At 43.3% G+C, this 22,171-nt stretch carries 22 protein-coding genes; 5 read left to right on the forward strand and 17 right to left on the reverse strand.

All coding sequences use genetic code 11. The features are described from left to right. Positions 1 to 107: 107 nt before the first annotated feature. Both QZY95_RS10365 and QZY95_RS10370 read right to left on the reverse strand, forming a co-directional pair. Positions 108 to 3,812 (reverse strand): pyruvate carboxylase, encoded by a 3,705-nt coding sequence (locus QZY95_RS10365; protein ID WP_290923114.1) that lies wholly within the window; start codon positions 3,810 to 3,812, stop codon positions 108 to 110. Positions 3,813 to 3,874: 62 nt separating this feature from the next. Then, complete coding sequence (locus QZY95_RS10370; protein ID WP_290923115.1) at positions 3,875 to 4,765, reverse strand: biotin--[acetyl-CoA-carboxylase] ligase; 891 nt, start codon at positions 4,763 to 4,765, stop codon at positions 3,875 to 3,877. 70 nt (positions 4,766 to 4,835) lie between these two features. Between QZY95_RS10370 and QZY95_RS10375 the strand changes: the two genes are divergently transcribed. Beyond that, positions 4,836 to 5,948, forward strand: coding sequence for an HD domain-containing protein (locus QZY95_RS10375; RefSeq protein WP_290923117.1), 1,113 nt, complete (start codon positions 4,836 to 4,838; stop codon positions 5,946 to 5,948). A 52-nt stretch (positions 5,949 to 6,000) separates the two neighbouring features. Here QZY95_RS10375 and QZY95_RS10380 read toward each other — a convergent pair whose 3' ends face one another. The 14 genes from QZY95_RS10380 to QZY95_RS10445 form a co-directional block, all read right to left on the reverse strand. Then, a complete protein-coding gene (locus QZY95_RS10380) occupies positions 6,001 to 6,915 on the reverse strand; it encodes a manganese-dependent inorganic pyrophosphatase (RefSeq protein ID WP_290923120.1) in 915 nt (304 codons plus the stop codon). A 137-nt stretch (positions 6,916 to 7,052) separates the two neighbouring features. After that, positions 7,053 to 7,571: a hypothetical protein gene (locus QZY95_RS10385; RefSeq protein ID WP_290923121.1), complete on the reverse strand. Its 519-nt coding sequence runs from the start codon at positions 7,569 to 7,571 to the stop codon at positions 7,053 to 7,055. A 199-nt stretch (positions 7,572 to 7,770) separates the two neighbouring features. Beyond that, positions 7,771 to 8,226, reverse strand: a complete 456-nt coding sequence (locus QZY95_RS10390) for a PTS sugar transporter subunit IIB (RefSeq protein ID WP_290923122.1) — start codon at positions 8,224 to 8,226, stop codon at positions 7,771 to 7,773. A gap of 3 nt (positions 8,227 to 8,229) precedes the next feature. After that, positions 8,230 to 8,664, reverse strand: coding sequence for a PTS sugar transporter subunit IIA (locus tag QZY95_RS10395; RefSeq protein ID WP_290923123.1), 435 nt, complete (start codon positions 8,662 to 8,664; stop codon positions 8,230 to 8,232). A gap of 33 nt (positions 8,665 to 8,697) precedes the next feature. Continuing rightward, the gene (gene rapZ, locus QZY95_RS10400; protein ID WP_290923125.1) at positions 8,698 to 9,588 is read right to left on the reverse strand and encodes an RNase adapter RapZ; all 891 of its coding nucleotides are present in this window, start codon (positions 9,586 to 9,588) and stop codon (positions 8,698 to 8,700) included. Between the two features lie 12 nt (positions 9,589 to 9,600). Next, complete coding sequence (locus tag QZY95_RS10405; RefSeq protein WP_290923127.1) at positions 9,601 to 10,050, reverse strand: PTS sugar transporter subunit IIA; 450 nt, start codon at positions 10,048 to 10,050, stop codon at positions 9,601 to 9,603. An 8-nt stretch (positions 10,051 to 10,058) separates the two neighbouring features. Next, positions 10,059 to 10,595, reverse strand: coding sequence for a ribosome-associated translation inhibitor RaiA (gene raiA, locus QZY95_RS10410; protein ID WP_290923129.1), 537 nt, complete (start codon positions 10,593 to 10,595; stop codon positions 10,059 to 10,061). A gap of 53 nt (positions 10,596 to 10,648) precedes the next feature. Continuing rightward, on the reverse strand, positions 10,649 to 12,076 hold the full coding sequence (gene rpoN / locus QZY95_RS10415) for an RNA polymerase factor sigma-54 (RefSeq protein ID WP_290923131.1): 1,428 nt from the start codon (positions 12,074 to 12,076) through the stop codon (positions 10,649 to 10,651). Between the two features lie 199 nt (positions 12,077 to 12,275). Beyond that, positions 12,276 to 12,998: an LPS export ABC transporter ATP-binding protein gene (gene lptB, locus QZY95_RS10420; RefSeq protein WP_290923133.1), complete on the reverse strand. Its 723-nt coding sequence runs from the start codon at positions 12,996 to 12,998 to the stop codon at positions 12,276 to 12,278. Beyond that, positions 12,999 to 13,526, reverse strand: a complete 528-nt coding sequence (locus QZY95_RS10425) for an LptA/OstA family protein (RefSeq protein ID WP_290923135.1) — start codon at positions 13,524 to 13,526, stop codon at positions 12,999 to 13,001. Continuing rightward, positions 13,526 to 14,113, reverse strand: a complete 588-nt coding sequence (lptC, locus tag QZY95_RS10430) for an LPS export ABC transporter periplasmic protein LptC (protein WP_290923137.1) — start codon at positions 14,111 to 14,113, stop codon at positions 13,526 to 13,528. The genes QZY95_RS10425 and lptC overlap by 1 nt, the downstream gene beginning before the upstream one ends. Beyond that, positions 14,114 to 14,635 (reverse strand): HAD hydrolase family protein, encoded by a 522-nt coding sequence (locus QZY95_RS10435; RefSeq protein ID WP_290923139.1) that lies wholly within the window; start codon positions 14,633 to 14,635, stop codon positions 14,114 to 14,116. It lies immediately after the preceding gene. Next, positions 14,625 to 15,449: a 3-deoxy-8-phosphooctulonate synthase gene (gene kdsA / locus QZY95_RS10440; RefSeq protein WP_290923141.1), complete on the reverse strand. Its 825-nt coding sequence runs from the start codon at positions 15,447 to 15,449 to the stop codon at positions 14,625 to 14,627. Before kdsA ends, QZY95_RS10435 begins: the two co-directional genes overlap by 11 nt. Positions 15,450 to 15,703: 254 nt before the next feature. Continuing rightward, positions 15,704 to 17,338 (reverse strand): CTP synthase, encoded by a 1,635-nt coding sequence (locus tag QZY95_RS10445; protein WP_290923143.1) that lies wholly within the window; start codon positions 17,336 to 17,338, stop codon positions 15,704 to 15,706. Positions 17,339 to 17,616: 278 nt separating this feature from the next. On the opposite strand from QZY95_RS10445, the gene QZY95_RS10450 reads away from it, so the two are divergent. The 3 genes from QZY95_RS10450 (at position 17,617) to surE (ending at position 19,806) form a co-directional block, all read left to right on the forward strand. Further along, positions 17,617 to 18,426 (forward strand): phosphoribosylformylglycinamidine synthase subunit PurQ, encoded by an 810-nt coding sequence (locus QZY95_RS10450; RefSeq protein WP_290923145.1) that lies wholly within the window; start codon positions 17,617 to 17,619, stop codon positions 18,424 to 18,426. Positions 18,427 to 18,495: 69 nt separating this feature from the next. Then, positions 18,496 to 18,951: a hypothetical protein gene (locus QZY95_RS10455; RefSeq protein ID WP_290923147.1), complete on the forward strand. Its 456-nt coding sequence runs from the start codon at positions 18,496 to 18,498 to the stop codon at positions 18,949 to 18,951. Positions 18,952 to 19,002: 51 nt separating this feature from the next. Next, positions 19,003 to 19,806, forward strand: coding sequence for a 5'/3'-nucleotidase SurE (surE, locus tag QZY95_RS10460; RefSeq protein ID WP_290923150.1), 804 nt, complete (start codon positions 19,003 to 19,005; stop codon positions 19,804 to 19,806). Positions 19,807 to 19,841: 35 nt separating this feature from the next. On the opposite strand, the gene QZY95_RS10465 is transcribed toward surE, so the two are convergent. Further along, positions 19,842 to 20,678, reverse strand: a complete 837-nt coding sequence (locus tag QZY95_RS10465) for an MBL fold metallo-hydrolase (RefSeq protein ID WP_290923152.1) — start codon at positions 20,676 to 20,678, stop codon at positions 19,842 to 19,844. A 401-nt stretch (positions 20,679 to 21,079) separates the two neighbouring features. On the opposite strand from QZY95_RS10465, the gene wtpA reads away from it, so the two are divergent. Next, positions 21,080 to 22,063: a tungstate ABC transporter substrate-binding protein WtpA gene (gene wtpA, locus QZY95_RS10470; protein ID WP_290923153.1), complete on the forward strand. Its 984-nt coding sequence runs from the start codon at positions 21,080 to 21,082 to the stop codon at positions 22,061 to 22,063. Positions 22,064 to 22,171 lie beyond the last annotated feature (108 nt).

The raw sequence follows: 22,171 nt of genomic DNA on the forward strand, positions 1-22,171 counted from the left end.
ACAACTTTTTTTATAGGCAATACCTACACGGTGGTTATTTAATGGAGAGTCCTGTCAGGGACTCTCCATACTCTCTAATCCTTACTCATGCACTGCATGAGACCCATCTACGCTTCCAGTTTTTCACCACAGAAGGGGCAGAATGCCATGCCTTCCATGGAGAGAGGCTTCTGGCAAGCCTCATTGCTGCAGCGGCGAGGAATTGGACCAAGCTCAATAAGCAGGTCGCCTTCTTTTACCGGAACCATCACTTTGGTTTCTTTGTAGTCAGCAGTTTTCAGTACGCGTTTAACCATAGCGTCAACTGGACTGATAACAGCTTTTTCCTGTTTCATGATCGAAACGTTGAAGAGTTCTTCACCCTTTTTAACTACATCACCCGGGTTAACATACATAACCCAAAGGTCACCGTTAGATGGTGCTGCTATATGAAGTGGATTGTTTGGATCCGCTTTTTCGGTTCCAGAATTATCCTCTTCCTGTGGTGTTTCCACCTGAACATCATAACTCATTATATCAGAGTCGAGAACATAACGCACAACACATTTGCCATTTTTTGCAGGTTCTGAAACGTGCAAAATAGTCATGGAGTGTGGTTTTGCATTATCATCTACAAAGTGTAGTTCTCTACCTGTCTCAAGACCTTCAAACCAGACATCTAATGGAATATTGTTCGGGTTACCAAAGTCACGTCTGAAGCGAACAGTCTTAAGTGCGTCTGCCGGATGGTTGAGGAACATTACAAATTCCTCATCTGTCGGCTTGCGGCGTACCTGATTAATGAAATCAACTTCTTCTGCCGCAAGGTTGGCATCTTCCAATGTAACCAGTGGAGATACTTCGGTGCGGCTTTCAATGGCGTGTTTCCATTCAGTACCGAATGCGCTCTGGTATACCCAATCCGCAGGGAAGCCAAGCGGAAGTTTACCAAATTTGCCAAGAAGTAGGTCACGGAAAGCATCGTTGCTATCTTGATAGATAGCAAGGCGTGCTTCTTTCATTTCTTCGCTCAGCTCATGTTCTGAGAATTTGGTAACGTATTCGAGCACTTCCAACAAGTAGCGAACTTCTTCTTTGCCGCCACGTTTGTAAGCATTTGTTACCGCAAGAAACGCAGTATTCCAAGTGATCTGAGAGCCAGGTGTTACGTCGTGGTAACGAACAACTTTCCGGGTTCCAGCAAGGAATTTGAGCATGTATGGAAGAAGGTGAATGTACCCTTGCTTCAGTGCGCCTTCCTGAGAAGAAGAAGTTGCTCCGCCAGGCATTGCGTGATGTACAACATCGTGATCAATTCCCTGGAAGAACGGTGCAGTATATTTATCGTAGTAAGGCATGATTTGCTTAAGTGCAAAGTTGCATTCGCGAATCATATCCTTATTGAGGTTAGTTTTTAAACCAAGCTCATCTTCCATATAGGCCGCAGTAGAAAGAACTTCACCCTGCCCGTACCAGCGAACAGCAGAACCGAGTCCGGTGTCAACAATGTGTGCACCAGCTTTTGCAGCAGCACCAACTGTCGGTACAAAAAGACCGTCTGTGTAGTGTCTATGGTAGTGGGTAACAAGTGAAGGCCACTGTTTACGGATTGCGGTGATCAGTTCTGTCATAAAGCGTGGAGGGCAAACGCCAGCCATGTCTTTAAGGCCGAGAATGATCATTTCAGAAGCTTGACGAGTACTTACGCCAGCCACATCAGCAACCATTGAAAGGATCGCTTCTGTTACCTGTAAGTAGTGTTTAACATCAAAGCCTTTTGCCCATGAAAGAGAGATTGCCGGCTCAAAAACAACTTCTTTACGGTTAAGAGCTACTTCAGCAAACGGACGCATGTTCTCGACATGGTTCAAGAAGTCGAAGCATCTGATAACATCGTAATGGTCACAGATCATTTCACCTGTTGCTCTCATTAAGTTCTGCGGCTGCGGTTTGTAGCCAAGAACGTTTGTTGAGCGGATGAGGATCTGTTTAAGTGTTTTTGGAGCGAATTGATTCCACTCTTTTGCTTCGGAGAACGGGTATGTCATGTTCGCAAGCATAGCTACATGGAAATGTGCCCCGCCGCCATTTTCAATAGAGAAGAATCCGCAGTTATCAAGGTACGGACCGATAATTTTGTCTTCAGCAAGACGGAATCGGTTGCCACTGTTAGATTGTGTAAGGTCACGCGGTGTTGTGTCACAGAAATGTACGTAGTCTGTGTCGCGTACAAAGTCTAACAGAGCCTTGCGGTCTCCTTGCGGATATGCAGGCGCAGCCTTTAATACTGGCAGATCGATAGAAGGTAATACCGGTTTGAACTCACCGATGCGTGGAGTATCTTTTGAACGGTACTCACCGAGTTGAACATGAGGGTTAAAGCCCTTTGCAGAAACTTCTGCAATCAACTTGGAAAGGCGTTCCGCTTCAGGAGCAAGATCTGTGTAGCACAGCAGTTCAGGGGTATTGCCAATAAAGTTAGTAGTAAAGTCGCCCTGTCTGAATTTAGGGTGACGGATAACCTGTTTGAAGAACGGAATCGTGGTTTTTACGCCGCCAATGGAATATTCGTTAAGAGCACGTTCCATTGTTCCCAGAACTTTTTTCCAACCACGACCATATGAGATGAGCAGCGCACCAGCAGAGTCGTAGTTTGAAGGGAAGTCATATCCTGCAGACAGGTTGGAGTCGATACGGATACCAGGACCACCAGGAGAGATGTATCGAGATACTACACCGCAGTTTGGTGCAAAATCATCCTGAGGGTCTTCACAGTTGATGCGCAGCTGCATAGCCATTTGTGATGGTGGAAACTCTTCCTCTTTGAGGCGAAGCTCTGCACCAAAGGCAACAGCAATTTGTTCTTCAACAAGATCAATACCGTAACGAACTTCAGTAATACCGTGTTCAACCTGTAACCTAGTGTTAACCTCAATAAGGTAAGGTTCCCCATCAGGTGTTACAAGGAATTCAACAGTAGCAAGTGAATCGTATCCTACAGCCTTAACAAGGCTACGTGAGTATCCTTTAAGGCGTTCGCGCAGTTCAGGCGTAATGAGTTCAGAAGGTGATGGAGTGATTTCCACGAGCTTCTGGTGGTTACGCTGGATACTGCAATCACGCTCGTCAAATGCGAATACGTTCCCGTGTTTGTCGCTGATTACCTGAATTTCGATGTGGCGTGCGGATGCAAGGAATTTCTCAATGTAGAGTCTAGGGTTACCGAAAGAAGCCTGCGCCATAGTGGACGCTTTGATAAAGGCGCTTTCAAGCTCTTCCTGATTCTGGATTAAGAAAATACCGCGACCACCACCACCGCCTTCTGCTTTGAGCATAATCGGGAAGCCGATTTCATCGCAGAATTTGCGTGCGGTAGGAATATCTACAGAGCCCTCGGAGCCTGGTACAACAGGGACGTTAAGTTTTTGTGCAAGAGCACGAACTTGAACCTTGTTACCAAGTAAGTTCATTGATTCTGCTGTAGAACCAATGAAGATGATACCTTCTTCGGCACATCGTGTAGGGAATCTGTGATCTTCTGAGGCAAAGCCCCAACCCGGGTGAATAGCAACTACGCCGCGTTTTTTTGCCAGACTAATAATTCTGTCAATATCAAGGTACGCTCGAGGGTCAGAACCAAGTAAAAGAAGTTCTTGAGCGGCTGATGCGGCAGGAGACGTTTTATCGATATCTGTAGCCGTCATTACAGCTACAGCATCAAAACGCTCGCGAATTGAGCGACAAATACGACGGGCAGGAATGCCCCTGTTGGCAACCAAAATTGGTTTGCCTTTCACTTCTTCCATAATTTCTTTAAACGTCTTAATCGCCATTCAATCCTCGTTATGCAGCGTCGGTGACATTTTGCAAATAAATAACCCATCGGGTGAAATAATCACGGGTGGAGGGAAATACTACCGTTATGAATAATCTTCTCTTCGTCTTTTTGTCGAAGCTTAAGACCACCATCTTCAGAAATACCCATTATCCTGCCCGACCGATTGATTAGATCACTTCCGTGGATCCATACTTCTCGCCCCAGCCAAGCAAGTTGTTTTTCAACACTCGAAATTAATTTCGCGGTAGTATACTGAACAACCTGTGCGTTGTAGCAAAAATGCATGTAGTCTACAAGTGTCTGCCACACCTGTAATATCGGCAGTGTTTGTTCTTTTTTGCACAAACACCCGGCAGGAACTGCCCATTCATTGCGTAACTGCTCTGCTGGCGGGTGAGAATGCACATTTATTCCAATACCTGCCATTAATTTTCCGGCTCGTTCTTCAAGTAATATTCCGCCAACTTTTCTATCGTCTACTAAAATATCGTTCGGCCATTTTATTCGAGCATTATAGCCGAGCTCTTGAAGTGCCTTTGCTAGTAAGAAGCCAATTACTAGTGAGCCGAGTTCGTTAGCAAAGAATCCGGTGGATGGTAGTCGCAACGCTGCATAAATATTTCCTTCTGGAGAATCCCATCCCCTTCGTAACTGCCCTCTTCCACTTTGCTGACGTGTTCCTAAAATTGAATCCCATTCATCTAATAGTTCTTGTTCATTGAAAATGCGGGCTACATCCAATGTGGAACTACATACTCCACTGATGAAAATATTTGCCGGAAAATGTGGCAAATCGTCTGCTAAAAAAGAAAATTTGTGTTGTTGCGTTGGTAACCATCTTCGGTCGAGTAAGGAGTTCCAACCAGTATGCGAGTTGGCAATTTTTGCAGGTGTTGTGTCAGAGCAGATCTCTGGTATTGCTTGATTGATAATAAAACAAGTAGACATAAATGCTGTCCATGAGCGTATCTATGAGGTTTTTCTTGGAAACTATCTTTGCATGCAGTATGACTAAGAGATGAAATTTTATTTAGTCGGCGGCGCAGTACGCGATATGTTACTTGGTATTTCTCCAAAAGAATACGATTTCGTATTTGATGGAACAGTTGATGAATTTATAAGCCGCAATCCTAGAGCACGCAAGGCTGGAAATGATTTCAATATTTGTATTCTTAACGGTATAGAATATGCTCCGATAAGAGGGACTTCTATACAGCAAGATTTACAATTTAGGGATGTTACAATTAATGCTCTTGCCCTTGATGAATGTGGACAACTTTATTCTTTGCCTCGTACATTAAGCGATTTAGAAAGAAAAATTTTACGACCCGCTTCGGATACAGCTTTTATAAAAGATCCACTACGCGTTTTTAGGGTTGCACGTTTTGCTGCGGAGTATTCAGATTTTACAGTACACCCTGATGCCATTCGTCAAATGCGGATAGTTTCTGAGAGTGGATTACTGCAGTCGTTAACTGCAGAGCGAGTTGCACTTGAACTAATGAAAGCTTTGCACGCGGCACAGCCTGGACGTTTTTTAGAGGTCTTGAATGATGCTGATTGCTTGGAGCCATGGTTTTTAGAGTTGAGTAGGATGTCTACAATTCCTGCCGGTCCCGTAGAGTATCATTTATCTGATTGCCTTGCACACACTGTAAACGCTGTTAATAAGTGTGTCCCAGATAGCGTTGCCTGCTATATGGCTCTTTGTCATGATCTTGGAAAGCAAGAGACACCAGAAGGCTTGCTTCCTCGCCATATTGGGCATGAAAAACGTGGTGAAGCGCTTGCACGGCAGCTAGGCGAAAGATTAAAGCTTCCAAAGCGATTAATTAAGGCTGGCGCACTAGCGGCTCGCCAGCATATGAAAGGGGGTGACTACCCTTCCCTGCGAGCTGGGACAAAAGTTGATCTATTATTGTCCCTTCATAAATTGGAGTTGATGGAACCTTTTTTTGAAATGGTTAAAGCTGATTCAGGGAAAGATCATTTTTTGAGCGCAAAGCAGGATTTGGACGTTGTTCTCTCGGTTTCTTTGCCTTTAGAAAAGCAAAACCTGGGAGAGGAGTCTGGTATTTTTTTGCGCCAGCTCCGATGCATGAAATTAGCGTCTTCTTTTTCCAGAGAATAAAAAAGCCCCGAAGAAAAAATCTTCGGGGCTTAATTTTAGAGAGAGTTACCTACTATTTGAAAGCTTTTTCAAAGTTAGGAACAACCTGTTTTTTACGGCTCATTACGCCGTCAAGCCATACGGAGTCGCTACCTGCAACGCCGAATGCTTTTTCAACAACTGATGCGTCGTCAGAGCAGATGAGCATTTCAGAGCCTTCTTTCATAATGTCTGTGAGAAGAAGGAATACGGAATGACGACCGTCTGCTTTTACTTTAGCAATTTCTTCTTTAAGGCCGGACTTAACAGCGTCGAGAAGAGAAAGATCAACTACTTCAAGCTGGCCGATACCAACTTTGTTGCCGTTCATGTCAAAGTCTTTGTAGTCACGGAAAACAAGTTCTTCCATGGTTGCGCCATCAACAGCGGATTTAACTTTGAACATGTCCATACCGAGAGCGGTAGTGTCAGAAACGTTAGCGAGTTTAGCGAGAGCTTCTACTGCCACTTTGTCAGCATCGGTGCAAGTTACAGACTTGAACATTACGGTATCTGAAAGGATAGCGCAAAGCATGCCGCCTGCAATACCAGCAGGGATTTCAAGACCGTAGTGGTCGTAGAAGCCTTTGATTGCTGTACAGCTACAACCAACAGGCCATACCCACATTTCGAGTGGGTTAGATGTAGTGATATCGCCCAGTTTGTGGTGGTCGATTACGCCACAGATTTCAGCATCGTCAATATCAGCAGGAAGCTGTGTTTTATCAGAAGTATCGACGAGCCATACTTTCTGTCCTGCAACAGAAGTGACAACTTCTGGAGCTTCAAGGCCGAATTTTTCAAGAACGAATGCAGATTCAGGGGTAACTTCACCCTGTGCTACAGCTTTTGCTTCGATGCCACGTTTATTGAGTGCATCCGCAACAGCGATTGCAGAAATGATAGAGTCAGTGTCCGGGTTCATATGTCCCAATACGAGTACTGCCATGGTAATTTCCTCCAGAAATTGTTGTAACGCGTTGTTCACGCCTATTTCCAAACTGAGTTTGTGACAGATAGCACAAACTAAATCGGCTGCCAAGTGCTACCGCGTTACTAAATGCATTTTTTTTATCATGCAGAGACTTATAAATTGGTAATAACTACCACGGCAAAGAGGAAAAAGAAGAAGGAATAGTAGGCATGACGGACTCTAAGGGAAAGAACTCCGCCCAGAGCGGCGAAGAACCATAAATAACTCCAAGAAAGGCCAGAACATTCAATAATAGAGCCATAAACGTCATATGAAATGGAGATCGTGCTAATTAGCACAAGCAGGTACATAAAGAAGAAAACAAAGTTCACACCGAAGGTTTGAAGCAAGGCTTTGTTAATAATTTTATGTAAAAAAAGTTGCTCATCTACTACGTTTTCAGGATGTGCCAAGGCAAGTAGTTCATTGTGATGGCTATTATGGCGCTGGCGAAGTGTTTGTTCAAGGTAAGGACTGATTAACGCCGCAGGCATTGCCAATACCATTGGTATTACTAATTGGGATGGAAATTGTAATGAAAAAAAGCTGGCTGCGGCTAACGTTGCAACCAGCGATGCAGTTCCATTTGGGGGGATGTAGGTGCCGACTGGAAAGAGGTCAAGCCAGAACAATTCAAAAAAGATAGCAGCTGGAAGCGCGAGCTCCCACTCTCCTGTTATTATTGCCCAGAAAAAGCCAATGGCTAGCGGGCGCTCAACAAAACCTAAATTAATGTTAGTTCGCAGCAGCGCTAGGATGGCAAAAAAAAAGCGTATCCACTAATCCAAGGAATTGAAGAAAGTTGAATAACAGGAAAAACAGCATCCATTACTATAACCCCTTAATTTGTAATGGTTGGTTTGGGACACAACGAAAATCTAAAACGATTTCATGGTTGGCAAAAAACTTGAGACACTCTTCATCGTGATCTGAAATAGCAATGTGATCACATAATTGTTTTTTGCCCGGTGCATAATGCAAATTACCGATGTTTATGGATTCGAAAGAAAAACCTTCATCATGAATTCGTTTAGCATCATCACAGTCGGCAACAATAATTAGTGTTTCTTGCAGGTTGTTGCTCTGAGCATATCCCATAATGTCTGAGATATGGATGAAGTCTACAGAAATGCGTCCTGGAATTGCTAGCGTTGCAATTTGTTGACGTAAAACGTCATCTGCAAAGTCATCATTTACTACAAGCAAATGCTTAGCGTTGGTATAGGGGATCCAAGTTTCGATGACTTGTCCATGAATGAGGCGATTGTCAATGCGTATCCAAGCCATAACTTACTCGTTTACCTTACTTCGTAGGATTTCACCGGCCATAACGATTCCCTTCCCACCCGCATCTTTTGCTTCAATGGCAAGTCGATCAAGTGTCATGGTGCGACAGCCGAAAACTTTAAGAAGCATTGGCAGGTTTACTCCGGTTAATACTTCTAAATGACGTGTGCCCAGCAAAGAGAGGCTTAAGTTTGTCGGGGTTCCTCCGAACATATCGGTAAGAATAAGAACTCCTCGACCTTCATCAACATTTTCAACCATATCTTTTATGGCAGCGACTGTTTCAGAAACATCTTTTTCGCTATCAACACTAACAGTTTCACAAGAAGATTGTTTCCCCATAATTACTTCAGCAGCACTCAAAAGAGCTGCGCCATAGTTTGTATGGGTAACAATAACTACACCAATATTTTTTTCTTCGGGAAATGTAGTAGACATGAGATTATCGTATTATTGTTGTTAGCTTAGGCGTTACGCCAAGGTAATATGACGATGCTCTTTTGAAACAGCAAAGTCTGATTTTTTTAAGAATTTGTAGATGGCCTCAGTTACTGCGACAGAACGATGGCGTCCACCAGTGCAACCAAATGCTATTGTGATTCGGTAACGCCCTTCTTTCTCCATTTGTAACAATGTAAAATGCAGTAAGTCTTCAAGTTTTTTTAAATAGGTCTGCCCCATGCTGTTTTCAAGAACGTACTCAACAACAGGGGTATCCTGACCGCTATACTGACGCAACGTGTGATCATGATACGGATTCGGCAAGAAGCGTAGATCAAATATCATGTCAGCTTCTGAAGGCGTGCTATGTTTAAAGCCAAAGCTCATTATATGAACTTTAAGCCCTTTTGCATCGTTTTCTTCAGATTGCCATCTGCGTTGTAAAACCCGCCGCAGGTCATGAATAGAATACTCAGATGTATCAAAAACAAAGTCTGCTTCTGCTCTTGCAGCAGTCATAAGCATTCGTTCATTGGTCATGGCCTGTTCAAGGCCGATACCATTCCCCTCAAAGGGGTGCGGACGTCTAGTTTCTTTGTATCGTCGTAAAATGACATCTGCCCGCGATTCAAGAAAAATCACAGTTGGCGAATATCCGTTGGCAATTAATGTTTGAATGATTTCTGACCATTCGCTTTTTAATGTGCACTGACGAACATCCAGACCCAGAACAACCCCCTTATACCCTTCAAGACTGCACCCTGTTAGTACATCCATAATTTGTGGAGCCATGGATACAGGCAGTCCGTCAATGGTGTAATACACCATATCTTCGAAGACCTTGAGGGCGCTACTTTTGCCAGCGCCAGAGAGGCCGGCAACAATAATAACGGGGATTGCGGGTTGAGAAGCAGATGTCATGACACTCTCATGTTAGGCGGCGGATAAAAGGTTCCACAAAGCATCTTGAGAATCAGATTCCATAAACAGCTGCTTGAAATCATCATCCTTAAGGAGTCTTGAAATTTGAGCTAAGATGCGCAAATGAGTTCCTGCAACATTTTCAGGAGCCAAAACCATAAAGAAAATTTTGCATGGTTTTTGGTCTAAGGCATCAAAATCCAATCCTTCGAAACTTCTACCGGCAACAACAACTATTTTATCGAGTGAAGGAAGTTTTCCATGGGGAATGGCTATACCATTTCCAATTCCTGTTGTGCCGAGTGCTTCGCGCTCCATCAGGACATTAAAAACTTCTTCAGCATCGAGTGCTGGATTTTTTTCTACAACAGGAGCCAGAAGCTCCGCCAGCGCCTCTTGTTTGGTGCTGGCGGTAAGCTCCGGCAATACAAGTTCTTTTTCCAGGTATTCACCCAGTTTCATTACAGTTCCTAGAGGACGGGGTCGATCAGGCCGAAATCATTATCTTTTCGGCGGTAGATGACGTTAACCCGTTCGGTTTCGGCATTAAGAAAAACAAGGAAATCATAGTCCAGTGCGTCAAGCTGCATTGCTGCTTCATCGAGATCCATAGGTTTTGGTGTAAAATTATCTACACCAATAATTGTACGTTCTGATTCTGCAGCTTCTTCTGGAGGCATACTGCCTTCTAGAACAAAGCGTTCTGCACCCTTGCGTTTCGTTTGCAGTTTTTCCGTACGACGGATGATCTGTGCTTTGAGTTTGTCTCGAACAAGGTCAACCGTTGCATACATGTCTTCAGACTGTTCGGTAGCGGAAAGAGTTAAGTTATCCGATACAAGTGAAATTTCGGCTTTGTGGCGGAAATTGTCAACAGAAAGTGAGACTTGCATTTCCAAGTGGTCAGGGTTCGGTAAGAATCTGCCAAGCTTACTGAAGCGGCGTTTGGCATATGCTTTCAGGTGATTGGAAGGCTCAAAGTTCTTGAAAGTGAATGCGATGTTCATAGTGCCTCCTAATTGGATACTTTTGAAACCCTGTGAGTCAGCTGGTTTCGCTTCTAGAATACCACCTTTCTCTTTGATGATGAAGGGATATTCATTGCGGTACGGTATTTAGCAACAGTTCTTCGTGCAATGTTAACCTGTAGTTTTTCCTTAAGAATTTCTCCGATTTTCTCGTCACTTAATGGTTTTTTAGTATTTTCTTCGCTAATAAGTTTTTTAATGAGGGCTTTAACGCTCTCAGATCCGACCTGACTACCATCATCAAGGCCAATTGCACTGTTGAAGAAGAACTTCAGTTCGAAGATACCGTGCGGGGTCGAAATATACTTATTTGTAGTGATACGGCTTACAGTTGATTCGTGCATGCCGATATCATCAGCAATATCTTTAAGAATGAGCGGCTTTAACGATGTCACACCGTTAAGGAAGAATTCTCTCTGATATTTAACAATACTCTCAACTACCTTATATAAAGTTCGTTGCCGTTGGTACAGACTTTTTATCAGCCAAGAAGCGGAACGCATCTTGTCCTGATAGTAATCTTTTTCTTCCGTATTGGCAGTTTTTGGTAGTTGCTCTGTTAATTCACTCAGTTGCAACTGAGGCAACCCGTCCTCATTGAGGACGATGACAAAGTCTCCTTCATATTCATAGATGTATACGTCTGGGGATACATAATGTGGCTCCCCGCCGCTGAACCGTGCCCCCGGCATAGGGTCAAGGCTTTGAATTACATCAAGATACTCTTTGAGATCTTCAAGAGAAATTTTGTATTTTCGAGCAAGTGGTTTGTAACGACGCTTTTCCAGATCTTCAAGATGATTAGTAATAATATCTACCAAAATCGGGTCACGGTCGTAATTTAAAGCTTTTACTTGAACAAGCAGACATTCCTGAGGTGTGCGAGCAGCTACCCCCACAGGATCGAATTGTTGAATATGGCTGATTAGGTATTCAACTGTTTCAATGTCGCTATGAGCAATTTGCGCCAGTTCTTCTGCAGATACGTGAAGGTACCCGTTAGAGCTGATGTTACCAATGATGACTTCCCCTACTTTTATCTGTTCTTCAGTAAGAGGAGAAAGCATCAATTGCCAGTTCAGGTGTCCATCTAACGTCGGGGCTGGAGCAAGACGAGCTTCAAAGGAGCTCATTTCTTCCAGTGCTTCCGATTCTCGCATTGAAACCTGTTTGGTTGTGCTTGAGAAATCGCCCAGATAGTCTTCCCAGTCAGCGTTATTTGAAAGCTCTTTGTCGTAAGCTTCCTGTTCATCTTTACGCTGTTCTGCGGCAGACGTTTTATCTGGATTCGCGCTTTCCTCTAAGGACTCTTCCAAAAAAGGATTCTCCAGCAGCTCTTGCTGAACGGTTTCAGCAAGTTCCACGCGGGATAGTTGCAGCAGTTTGATTGCCTGCTGCAATTGCGGGGTCATAACAAGCTGCTGAGCGAGCTTTAATTGTTGGCGAAGTTCAAGAGCCATATATAAGAATGTCCTATGTGGTTCGACTAGCTAAAAAGCTGAAATATAATGTATGAGTACTGCCTATCAAAAAACATTCCAAATCAGATAACTGACCTCTTTTTTGCCACATAGGAACGTTATATGCAACCAAGAAAAAAGCCCGTTGTACGGGCTTTTTTCTACTGCGTATGTGCAGATTATATTTTTTATCAAGATGCTAGAGACTAAAACCTTCTCCAAGGTAGACGCTACGCGCCTTAGGGTTATCAACAATTTCCTGCGGTGTGCCGGATAGAATGATTTGCCCTTCATAAACAAGGTTGGCTCTATCACATATTTTTAATGTTTCTCGAACGTTGTGGTCGGAAATTAAGACCCCCATGCCCTTATCACGCAATTTTCTGATGATATCTTGAATGTCGTCTACTGCAAGTGGATCGATCCCCGCAAACGGTTCATCAAGAAGAATAAATTTAGGATCGCGAATAAGAGCACGTGCAATTTCAAGACGGCGGCGCTCACCACCGGAAATGTGCATTGCATGTGTATCTCTGATGTGTGAGATACCGAATTCATCCATCAATTCTTCTGCGCGTCGTTTCTGCGCGTCACGGGAAAGTTCAGTCTGTTCAAGGATAAGCTGTAAATTTTGGTAAACAGTGAGTTTTTTGAAAACAGAGCTCTCTTGTGGAAGATAGCTTAAGCCAATTCTTGCCCGTTCATGCAGTGGCCAATCAGTGACAACCATGTCATCAACAGTAACAACACCGGCGTTTGGCTTAATAATGCCAATGAGCATGTAGAATGTCGTTGTTTTACCGGCACCGTTTGGCCCCAGAAGCCCTACGATTTCACCTTGCTCCATTTTCAGATTGATATTGCGGACAACTTCACGTTTTCCATAAATTTTACAAAGCCCTTCGGCTTGGATAACAGACATCTATTTTTTAACCTTGTTGCTTGGTGCAGAGAAAATAGCTTCAACAGGCTGGTTGGAAGAACCGAGCACTTCACTTCTATTTTCATTTACCCAAAACTTAATGATGTTACCTGCAATAGTATTTTTGCCTTCACTCAATTTAGGGGAACCGGTCATAACAAGCAGTTCATCTTTTAGTGTGTACGTGGCTTTGTCGCAAGTACCATGTCTGTCGTTTTCCATCTTAATGCGAACATTACCCTGGGAGATAATTTTTTCAATTTTACCAGGGTTAACACCGGTAGCGCTTTCGCTTTTAGGAGCATTTGGATCATTCTGGAGGTATACTGTTACTTTATTTGCCCACATATCAGCCTGTGGGTGTTTAACGACAACGTTGCCGATGAATACAACAGTTTGTCCATCGGCACTGTATGTCATTTTTTCAGAAGTAACTTTTATGTCATCTTTTGCTGGTGCTGCAAATGCTGTTGTCGCAACCGCTAACAGACAAAATGATATCATCAGAGTTCGTAAAAGAGCTTTCATTATTTTTCTCCACCAGTTGCTTCGTCCAGCTTTTCAGCACGGAAGTTTACAACCACATTTCCGGTTGCTGTAATCATATTTTCATCAAGATTCCAACTTGCGTTGTCGGAAGAACCATTGAAACCTTCTCCAGTAAAAATAACATTACCTGTCATAACTAGCAGTTTTTTCTTATCTTCAAAAGTCAGTTCACTGCTGGTAATAGTACCTTTCTGGTTGGTTACAGTCACATCACCCCAAAGTCGGGCAACGCCTTTATTTTGATTGATGGTACCGTTGGGCGCTACAATATGCACCTCGTCACGGTCTGGCTGGACAAAATACATAATATCTGGGTTTGCAAGGTCTATTATGCTTTCGTCCTTTTGATACCATCCGTTGGTAGCCTTTAGCGTCCAAAGCTCTTTGCCAGCTTCGCCCTGCTTTAACTCTATACCTTTTAAAGAAAGGTCTACGTTAGTCTCGGCACCGTTTCCGATTGCTTCTTTTACTTCATCTGCAATTTCTTTTTCAACAGAGCTATGCAGATAGTAGAGACCGCTGCCAAGTAAAGCTAACATTGCTCCCCAAATCAACCACTTTTTCATTTAACCACCTATGGAATTAATAATTCCCTCAAGTTTGCCTTGAGCGTGCATGATAAAATTCAGTGCTTCGCGGACTGCGCCATGTCCTCCGGAGGCTTCAGTTTGCAGAACAGCTATTTCTTTAACTTCGGGCATTGCGTTTGCCACAGCGATGGGAAGGCCAACCGCCCGCATAGGAGCGATATCAATCCAGTCGTCACCGATGTAGGCAATCTGATGCCAGTCGAGATCATATTTTTCTTTAATTTCTTCAATGCAAGTCATTTTTTTTAAATGCCCTGCATAATAGTCTGTGATCCCAAGGTCGTTCATACGGGTGGCTACAGACTTAGCGTCAAGCCCGGTAATAACTCCCACAACAAGATCACAAGACTGAGCTGCCTTAATGCCGAGTCCATCAAGCACATTGAATCGCTTTGTTACATTGCCTTCACTGTCATAGTATAGCCCACCATCGGTAAGCACGCCATCACAATCAAGAACGATAACTTTAATATCTTTTGCGAGAGCCTCAGCTTTCATAATTCATGCTCCACAGTGCTGAAAGGTCTCGTAAAAGATGCGGAAGTTTGGCAACAGGCCAACTATTTGGACCATCGCAAAGAGCATTGTCTGGATCTGGGTGGGTTTCAATAAATACACCATTTACACCAGCAGCGACTGCTGCGCGGGATAAGCGAGGAACAAAGGAACGGTCTCCGCCTGAAGAGCCTCCCTGCCCGCCCGGAAGTTGGACTGAGTGAGTTGCGTCAAAGATAACAGGAACTCCGTAAGACTGCATGATTGGAAAAGAGCGGAAATCAACAACAAGATTGTTGTATCCAAATGAAGCTCCACGTTCTGTCAGCATGATATTTTTGTTACCAGTAGAAAACAGTTTATCAAGCGCCGGCTTCATATCCCAAGGAGCAACAAACTGACCCTTCTTAACATTAATAACACGACCAGTAGCAGCTGCTGCAATAAGGAGGCTTGTCTGGCGGCATAAGAAAGCCGGAATCTGCATAACATCTGCCACTTCAGCAACAGGTGCAGCTTGTTCCGGTTCGTGGATGTCAGTGACTACAGGTAAGCCTGTTTCTTCTTTAATTCGTGCAAGCCATTCAATTCCTTTAGCTAGCCCTGGTCCTCGGAAGCTGGAAAGCGATGTGCGGTTAGCTTTGTCATAGGAGCTTTTGAATATAGCCTTTAAACCAGCCTGTTCAGCAGCTTCTTTTACAGCATGTGCGGTGTCCAGTGCGAGTTCAAAGCTTTCCAACGCACAAGGACCGGCAAAAACAAAAGGTTTTGTTGTCAGTTCTGCGTACAATGCAGAACCGTTTTCGATATGTTTCATTTCGGTAATCCTGTTTAGGAATGTAAAGCGTAAAATTACTCGAATACATTGGGGATTGAAAGAGAAAATCGGGACATGCGTACATGTCCCGATTTTTAAGTATGACAAAGTCATATAGATCCGACGGCTGAAAAGGAATGATATAACGTCCCTTTCCAAGTATTCTTATTGTGATGTGTTCCGTTGGGAAACTGATCAATATTAATACATAACAGGACTCGGGACTGCCTAGCTCGTCGGAGTAATCTCTTAGATTATTTTTTGTTAGCTTTAGAAGCCTTAATGAATTCGCGGAAAAGAGGATGCGGATTCATTGGAGTAGATTTAAACTCTGGGTGGAACTGACAAGCAAGGAACCATGGATGGTCTTTTACTTCAACAATTTCAACGAGAGTTTCATCTGGAGAAACACCTGAGAAACGCATACCTGCTTCTTCAAGACGCTTGTAGTAAGCGTTGTTGAATTCGTAACGATGACGGTGACGTTCTGAGATCATTTCTTCACCGTATGCTTCCTGAGCGTTTGTTTTTGGACGAACTTTACATGGGTAAGCGCCAAGACGGAGTGTGCCGCCTTTGTCTGTGTCTTCGTCACGTTTTTCAACTGCTTCTTTGCGGAAGTCATACCATTCAGTCATGAGGTAAATGAGCGGCTCTTTCGCGTTTTCATCAAATTCAACAGAAGTTGCGTCTTTAATACCCACTACATTGCGTGCATATTCAATAACTGCGAGCTGCATACCAAGGCAGATGCCGAAGAAAGGTACTTTCTTTTCACGTGCGTAGTTGATTGCAAGCATTTTGCCTTCAACACCGCGATGACCGAAGCCACCCGGAACAAGAATGCCGTCGAGGCCTTTCAGTTTTGATGCAACGTTCTTAGTGGTTACTTCTTCAGAGTTCACGTATTCGAACTCAACAGTAACACGGTTTGCAAGACCACCATGAACTAATGCTTCGTGAAGGCTTTTGTAAGCCTCTTTAAGATCAACGTATTTACCGACAATGCCGATTTTTACGCTGCCTTTAGGATTATTGAAGTTGTGAAGCAAGTTCTGCCATGGAACGAGATCTGCGTTTTTCGCTGGGAGGCGGAGCATGATCGCAATTTTCTGGTCAAGGCCTTCGTCGTAGAAAGCAAGAGGTACTTCGTAAATATTTTTTACGTCTGCGCAGGAGAAGACAGCATCGCGGTCGACGTTACAGAAGAGAGCGATTTTGTGTTTGAGGTGGTCATCAATTGGTTTCTCACATCGGCAGATGATCATATCCGGCTGAATACCAATTGAGCGAAGCTCTTTTACACTGTGCTGTGTTGGTTTGGTTTTGTGTTCACCAGCAGCCTTAAGGTAAGGAACCAAAGTAAGGTGAATGTACATGCACTGCTCACGACCAAGGTCGGTACGGAGCTGACGGATTGCTTCAAGGAAAGGAAGACCTTCGATGTCGCCAACAGTACCGCCGATCTCGATGATTGCTACATCAAGATCGTCACTGGCAAGGCTGAGAACACATTTTTTGATTTCGTCAGTAATATGCGGAATAACCTGAACAGTGCCACCAAGGTAATCGCCGCGACGTTCTTTAGTAATTACTTTGTGGTAGATGGAACCGGAAGTGTAGTTGTTTTTCTGAGAAAGAGGCACATTGAGGTAACGCTCGTAATGACCAAGGTCGAGGTCAGTCTCAGCACCGTCATCCGTTACATACACCTCACCATGCTGAAACGGGTTCATGGTACCCGGGTCAACGTTGATATAAGGGTCGAGTTTCTGAATGGTTACATTTAAACCTCTAGCTTTAAGGAGGACACCAATTGATGCAGCTGAAAGGCCCTTCCCTAAAGAAGATAAAACCCCACCAGTAACGAAGATAAACTTAGTTTTCATTCTTTCTCGCCTACGACGTAGTTATTAAAAAATTAGTTAATGACCAAAGTCACGTATATTCATTTCGAACGTATCTCGTCCGTATACACTTTTTTTGAAGTTACGTCAGCCGTTGACTGTTACCGCCGACGCAACTATAACTATCAGTCCCGAATTATTAAAACGGTGACTTTTTTTTTGCTTTCAAAAACCGTGAGTCACTACCCGAACTACTCGGGTAAGTAAAGCGACTTTTTGTAAAGCCCCGTGTTAATCTTTTTTTAGGAGAAACTTGAGCAATGACCCAGGTTAATACTCTGGTAATTACCGGCTATGGGACGAACTGCGAAGTTGAATGCGCGCATGCAGCAAAAATTTCTGGAGCTGATCGTGTTGAAATTAAGCATTTTTCAGACCTCATTTCCGGTGACACCAGTTTAACAGATTTCAATTTTTTGATTCTGCCGGGTGGTTTTCTTGATGGTGACGATCTGGGTGCTGCTCAAGCTGCCGCAAACCGTTGGCGGCATGCTAAGACAGAGCAAGGCGAACCTCTTCTCGATCAACTTAAAACCTTTTTTACCAATGGTGGCATTATTTTTGGTATATGCAACGGCTTTCAGCTGCTTGTAAAACTTGGATTACTGCCGGCAATTGACGAATTGTACTTTGAGCGTCAGGTTTCCTTATCACATAACGATTCTGCCCGATATGAAGATAGATGGGTGCATCTTAAAGCAAATGCACAAAGCCCATGTGTTTTCACAAAAGGTGTCGATACGTTATATATTCCTGTGCGCCATGGCGAAGGAAAAATTATTGCAAAAGATGAAGCAACACTTACTGCTCTTCAAGAAAATAATCTGATTGCTCTGCAATATATTGATCCAGAGTCCGGTGACGTTACACAGGAATACCCTATGAACCCTAACGGTTCCCCACTGGGTATTGCAGGCTTAACCGATCCTTCCGGTCGAATCCTTGGTATGATGCCGCATCCGGAAGCATACAACCACCCTACCAACCATCCGGGCTGGACTGCTGGTAAAGAAGCAGAACTCGGCACCGTTTTAGTTAAAAACGGCATAGACTACTTAAAGAGTCTGTAGCAGCTTTGTGATATAATATTTAGTTGGCTCCGGCTCTTGTCGGAGCCACTATTATTTCCAGGAGCGAATATGATTCCATGCTTTATCTGTAAAAAAGATTCAATTGGAGGATTTACCTATGGTCTTCCAACAACCCCTTTATCACAGCATGTTGGATTGTGCCCTGAACACAATACGCTAGAAAACAAAAAAGCTGCAATTCTTCACTGGATTGAAACAACACAAGCAAGCGTCAGTGCTTTTAATGAAGCAAATCTTGCCCGATACGCTGAACCCGTGGAATACATGTTGACGGTATATTATCTCGCTGGTGGTTCCGCTGTGTTCAGATGTACAAAATGGAATGTTCCAGACAAAGCCACGTTACAGATTATGGGACTGGATGGTCGTTCTTCCTTTATTCCCTTGGCACACATTGAACTCTTTGAAGTTGTTCCGGTTGACGATCCGAATAAGTTTACTCCCAGCGCTTCTGTAAACGAACGATACTCCGTTGTAGACGGGGTTCCCACCTTACAGCGGTAATTCCTATTTTTATTATAGCAGAGATTGTGGTTAGTTACAAAGGATTCTTCAATGATACAGCAAAGTTCACCAAAAATTTTAATTACAAATGATGACGGAATTCATTCCCCGGGAATTTTAGCTGCAATTGAAGCTGTGTCCTCTTTTGCTGACGTGCTTGTTATTGCTCCTGCCTCCCAGCAAACAGCTATGGGGCGTGCGTATCGCGGGAACCCTGACGCCCGTTTAAAAGAAACTTCTCTTAGAGTCGGGAATGTGGAGTACAAGGCTTTTTCTTGCGAAGCGACCCCTGCGAGAACAGTTGATCACGGGTTAAAAGTTTTATCGGGCTATCGTCCTGATTTTATTATTTCAGGAATTAATTACGGAGAGAATCTAGGATCGAGCATTACCAGCTCCGGTACAGTCGGGGCAGCAATGGAAGCAGCGCATAGAGGGATTCCATCTATTGCTGTATCGCTTGAAACGCCAGTAAACACGCATCTTACGTATTCTGAACAAAATTGGTCTGCAGCAACACACTTTTTACGGCATTTTACCCTGAGGGCATTGGAAGATGGTTTTCCTCATGGAGTGGATTTATTGAAAATTGATGTGCCCAGCTCTGCCTCTTTAGAATGCCCTTGGCGTGTGACCAGACTTTCTCAAAATTCATATTATCGCTCAGAACTTCCATCGCCTTCAATGGATAGCTGTTTAAAAGATTCTATTATATCAAAAGGTCTTGTTCAGGGAGAACCTGAAGACACAGATATTTATGCTATTGCGGTGGATCAGGTTGTTTCAGTAACACCACTTTGCCTCGATTTTACTGCTCATGGCAGTATGAGTGCCCTTAATAAATGGGGAAAATAGTAAAAAAGCTCTTCAACATGTTGAAGAGCTTTCGGTTATTCGAATGTTAACGTGTCGCCTGTTGCAATCGCGGTATTATTAGGAAGCCATAATCTCCCCCATCTCCCTGTACAGTGGCATGCGAATGATTTCTGTACCTTTGCTTTTTTGAAAAAATTTCGAATTTGATAGAGTTGGGGAATTGGAGCTGTTCTTAGGTGCAGCCCGCCAACAATTGCAGCAATTCTTTTTTCACCTGTTACTTCTTGAGCTCTTGTAATTATATTACATATCCCAGAATGGCTGCACCCTGTAATTATGACAAGCCCATCCTTCCCTTTCCAGACAACTCCTGTGTCATCATAAAGAAAGTCTTCTACAAAGCGTCCGTTGTGTCGGGCAATTCCAAATGCACCGCCGCCTTTGAAGTGCGAATTTCGTGGGATTTCTCCAAGAAACAGAAATTTGTTCTCAATAAGCAACGGGTCTTTTGATTCACGAACTAAGAATTTTTCACGCACATCATGTTCATTCAAGCCCGCATCTAATTTTCGAATGCATACCGGCTTTCCGTTTGTAATTTTTCCGACATGACGCTCTATAAAGCAATCCGGATGGCAGGTAAGTGTTGGGCGATTCTGCCGTGAAGAAACAAGGTTACCGAGTGCAGGAATTCCGCCTGCATGATCATAATGACCGTGAGATAATACCACGTGGTCAATATTACTGAGTTGGATCTCAAGGGTTTCTGCATTTCGTAGAAAATCGCTTCCCGTTCCAGTGTCGAGTAATACTTTATCTTCACCATCTTCAAGAAGAAGTGAAAGTCCTTTTGCGGGGATAAGGTCATCTCTATTTGAATTATTTTCGATGAGGACGGTTAGTGTAAGCATCTAGTTTCCTTTTCTCTTGTCGAAGTATGTACTGAGCATGTTCGTACTGATAAAGATTTATTCCGTGTTTGATAGTAATTTCTTTTCTAAGTAGGTTGCGTCAGTGCCTACTTGTGATTCTTTAATACATGTTTTTATTGTGTCGCAAAAACGCTCTAACTTGCAGACATGCACTTAGTGCCTTCTTGAAAAGAATAACCGTAACTTACAAAAGATGATGTTGGGATTGCATCATCAAATTTCTTGTCTATCAATATGTTAGATACAAAAATAGACTAAATAAGTAGTAAAACGACATGGTTGAAAATCAAAACAACGATACTTTTCCATTGACATAGAGACTCTATACGCCGATTTTACCAGCACATTATTTAACGTATAATTTGTTTGTAGGGGTTGTTATGAGTTATAAATGGTTATTTCGTGTATGTGCTGTTTTTCTGTTGCTTTTTGGTCTGATTTGTACCCCAAATTTTTCCTTTGCTCAGCCTTCTGGAAAATTGGTAATCTTTCATGCCGGCAGCCTTTCAGTTCCTTTTGCTGCTATGGAAAAAGCATTTGAAGCAAAATATCCTGATGTAGACGTACAGCGTCAGGCTGGCGGTTCTACAAAGCTTGCTCGCCTTATTTCAGAGGTCGGTAAGAAAGCCGATATTATGGCTTCTGCTGACTATGTTGTAATCAACAAAAACCTTATTCCTAAGTATGCATCATGGAACGTAAGGTTTGCGTCAAACCAGATGGTACTTTGCTACACAGATAAATCTAAATTTGCAGATAAAATTAGCAGTGAGAACTGGTACAAGATTCTTCAGAATAAAGATGTAGTATGGGGACATTCTGACCCTAACCTTGATCCATGCGGCTACAGAGCTTGTATGGTTCTTCAGCTTGCAGAGAAGTTCTACAAAATAGATGGATTAAATGACAAGCTGATTGCGAATCGCCCTGCTAAAAATGTTCGTCCAAAGTCAGTTGAACTGATTTCTTTGCTCCAGTCTGGACATATGGATTATGCGTGGGAATACCGTTCCGTTGCGGTTCAGCATGGTCTTAAATTTATCACCCTTGATCCTCATTTAAACCTTGGCGATTACAAACTGACTCCGTTCTACAAGAACGCTGTTGTAAAAGTTACCGGAAAAAAACCTGGTACATTTATTAACCGTAAGGGTAAGTCCATTACTTACGGCATCACTATGCTGGATGATGCGCAAAACAAAGAAGCCGCAGAAGCTTTCCTTGCTTTTATGCTTTCTGCTGAGGGTGGAATGCAGATTCTTAAAGATAAAGGACAGCCTCCTTTTATTCCTGCCCGTACTACTGCGGAGGGAATGGATGACATGCCGCTTTCTCTCAGAAAATTCGCAGAAGTTCGTAACTAGCTATGAGCTTTGATACTACAAGCCGAAGAAAGGGCTCGCTTTTGCGAGCCTTTTCCGGCTTTTTCCATTCTTTCTGGTTTGCTGCTTCTTCCCTTTTTCTAGTTCTAT

The sequence above is a fragment of the Halodesulfovibrio sp. genome (genome assembly GCF_015482765.1).
Taxonomy (GTDB): Bacteria; Desulfobacterota; Desulfovibrionia; order Desulfovibrionales; family Desulfovibrionaceae; genus Halodesulfovibrio.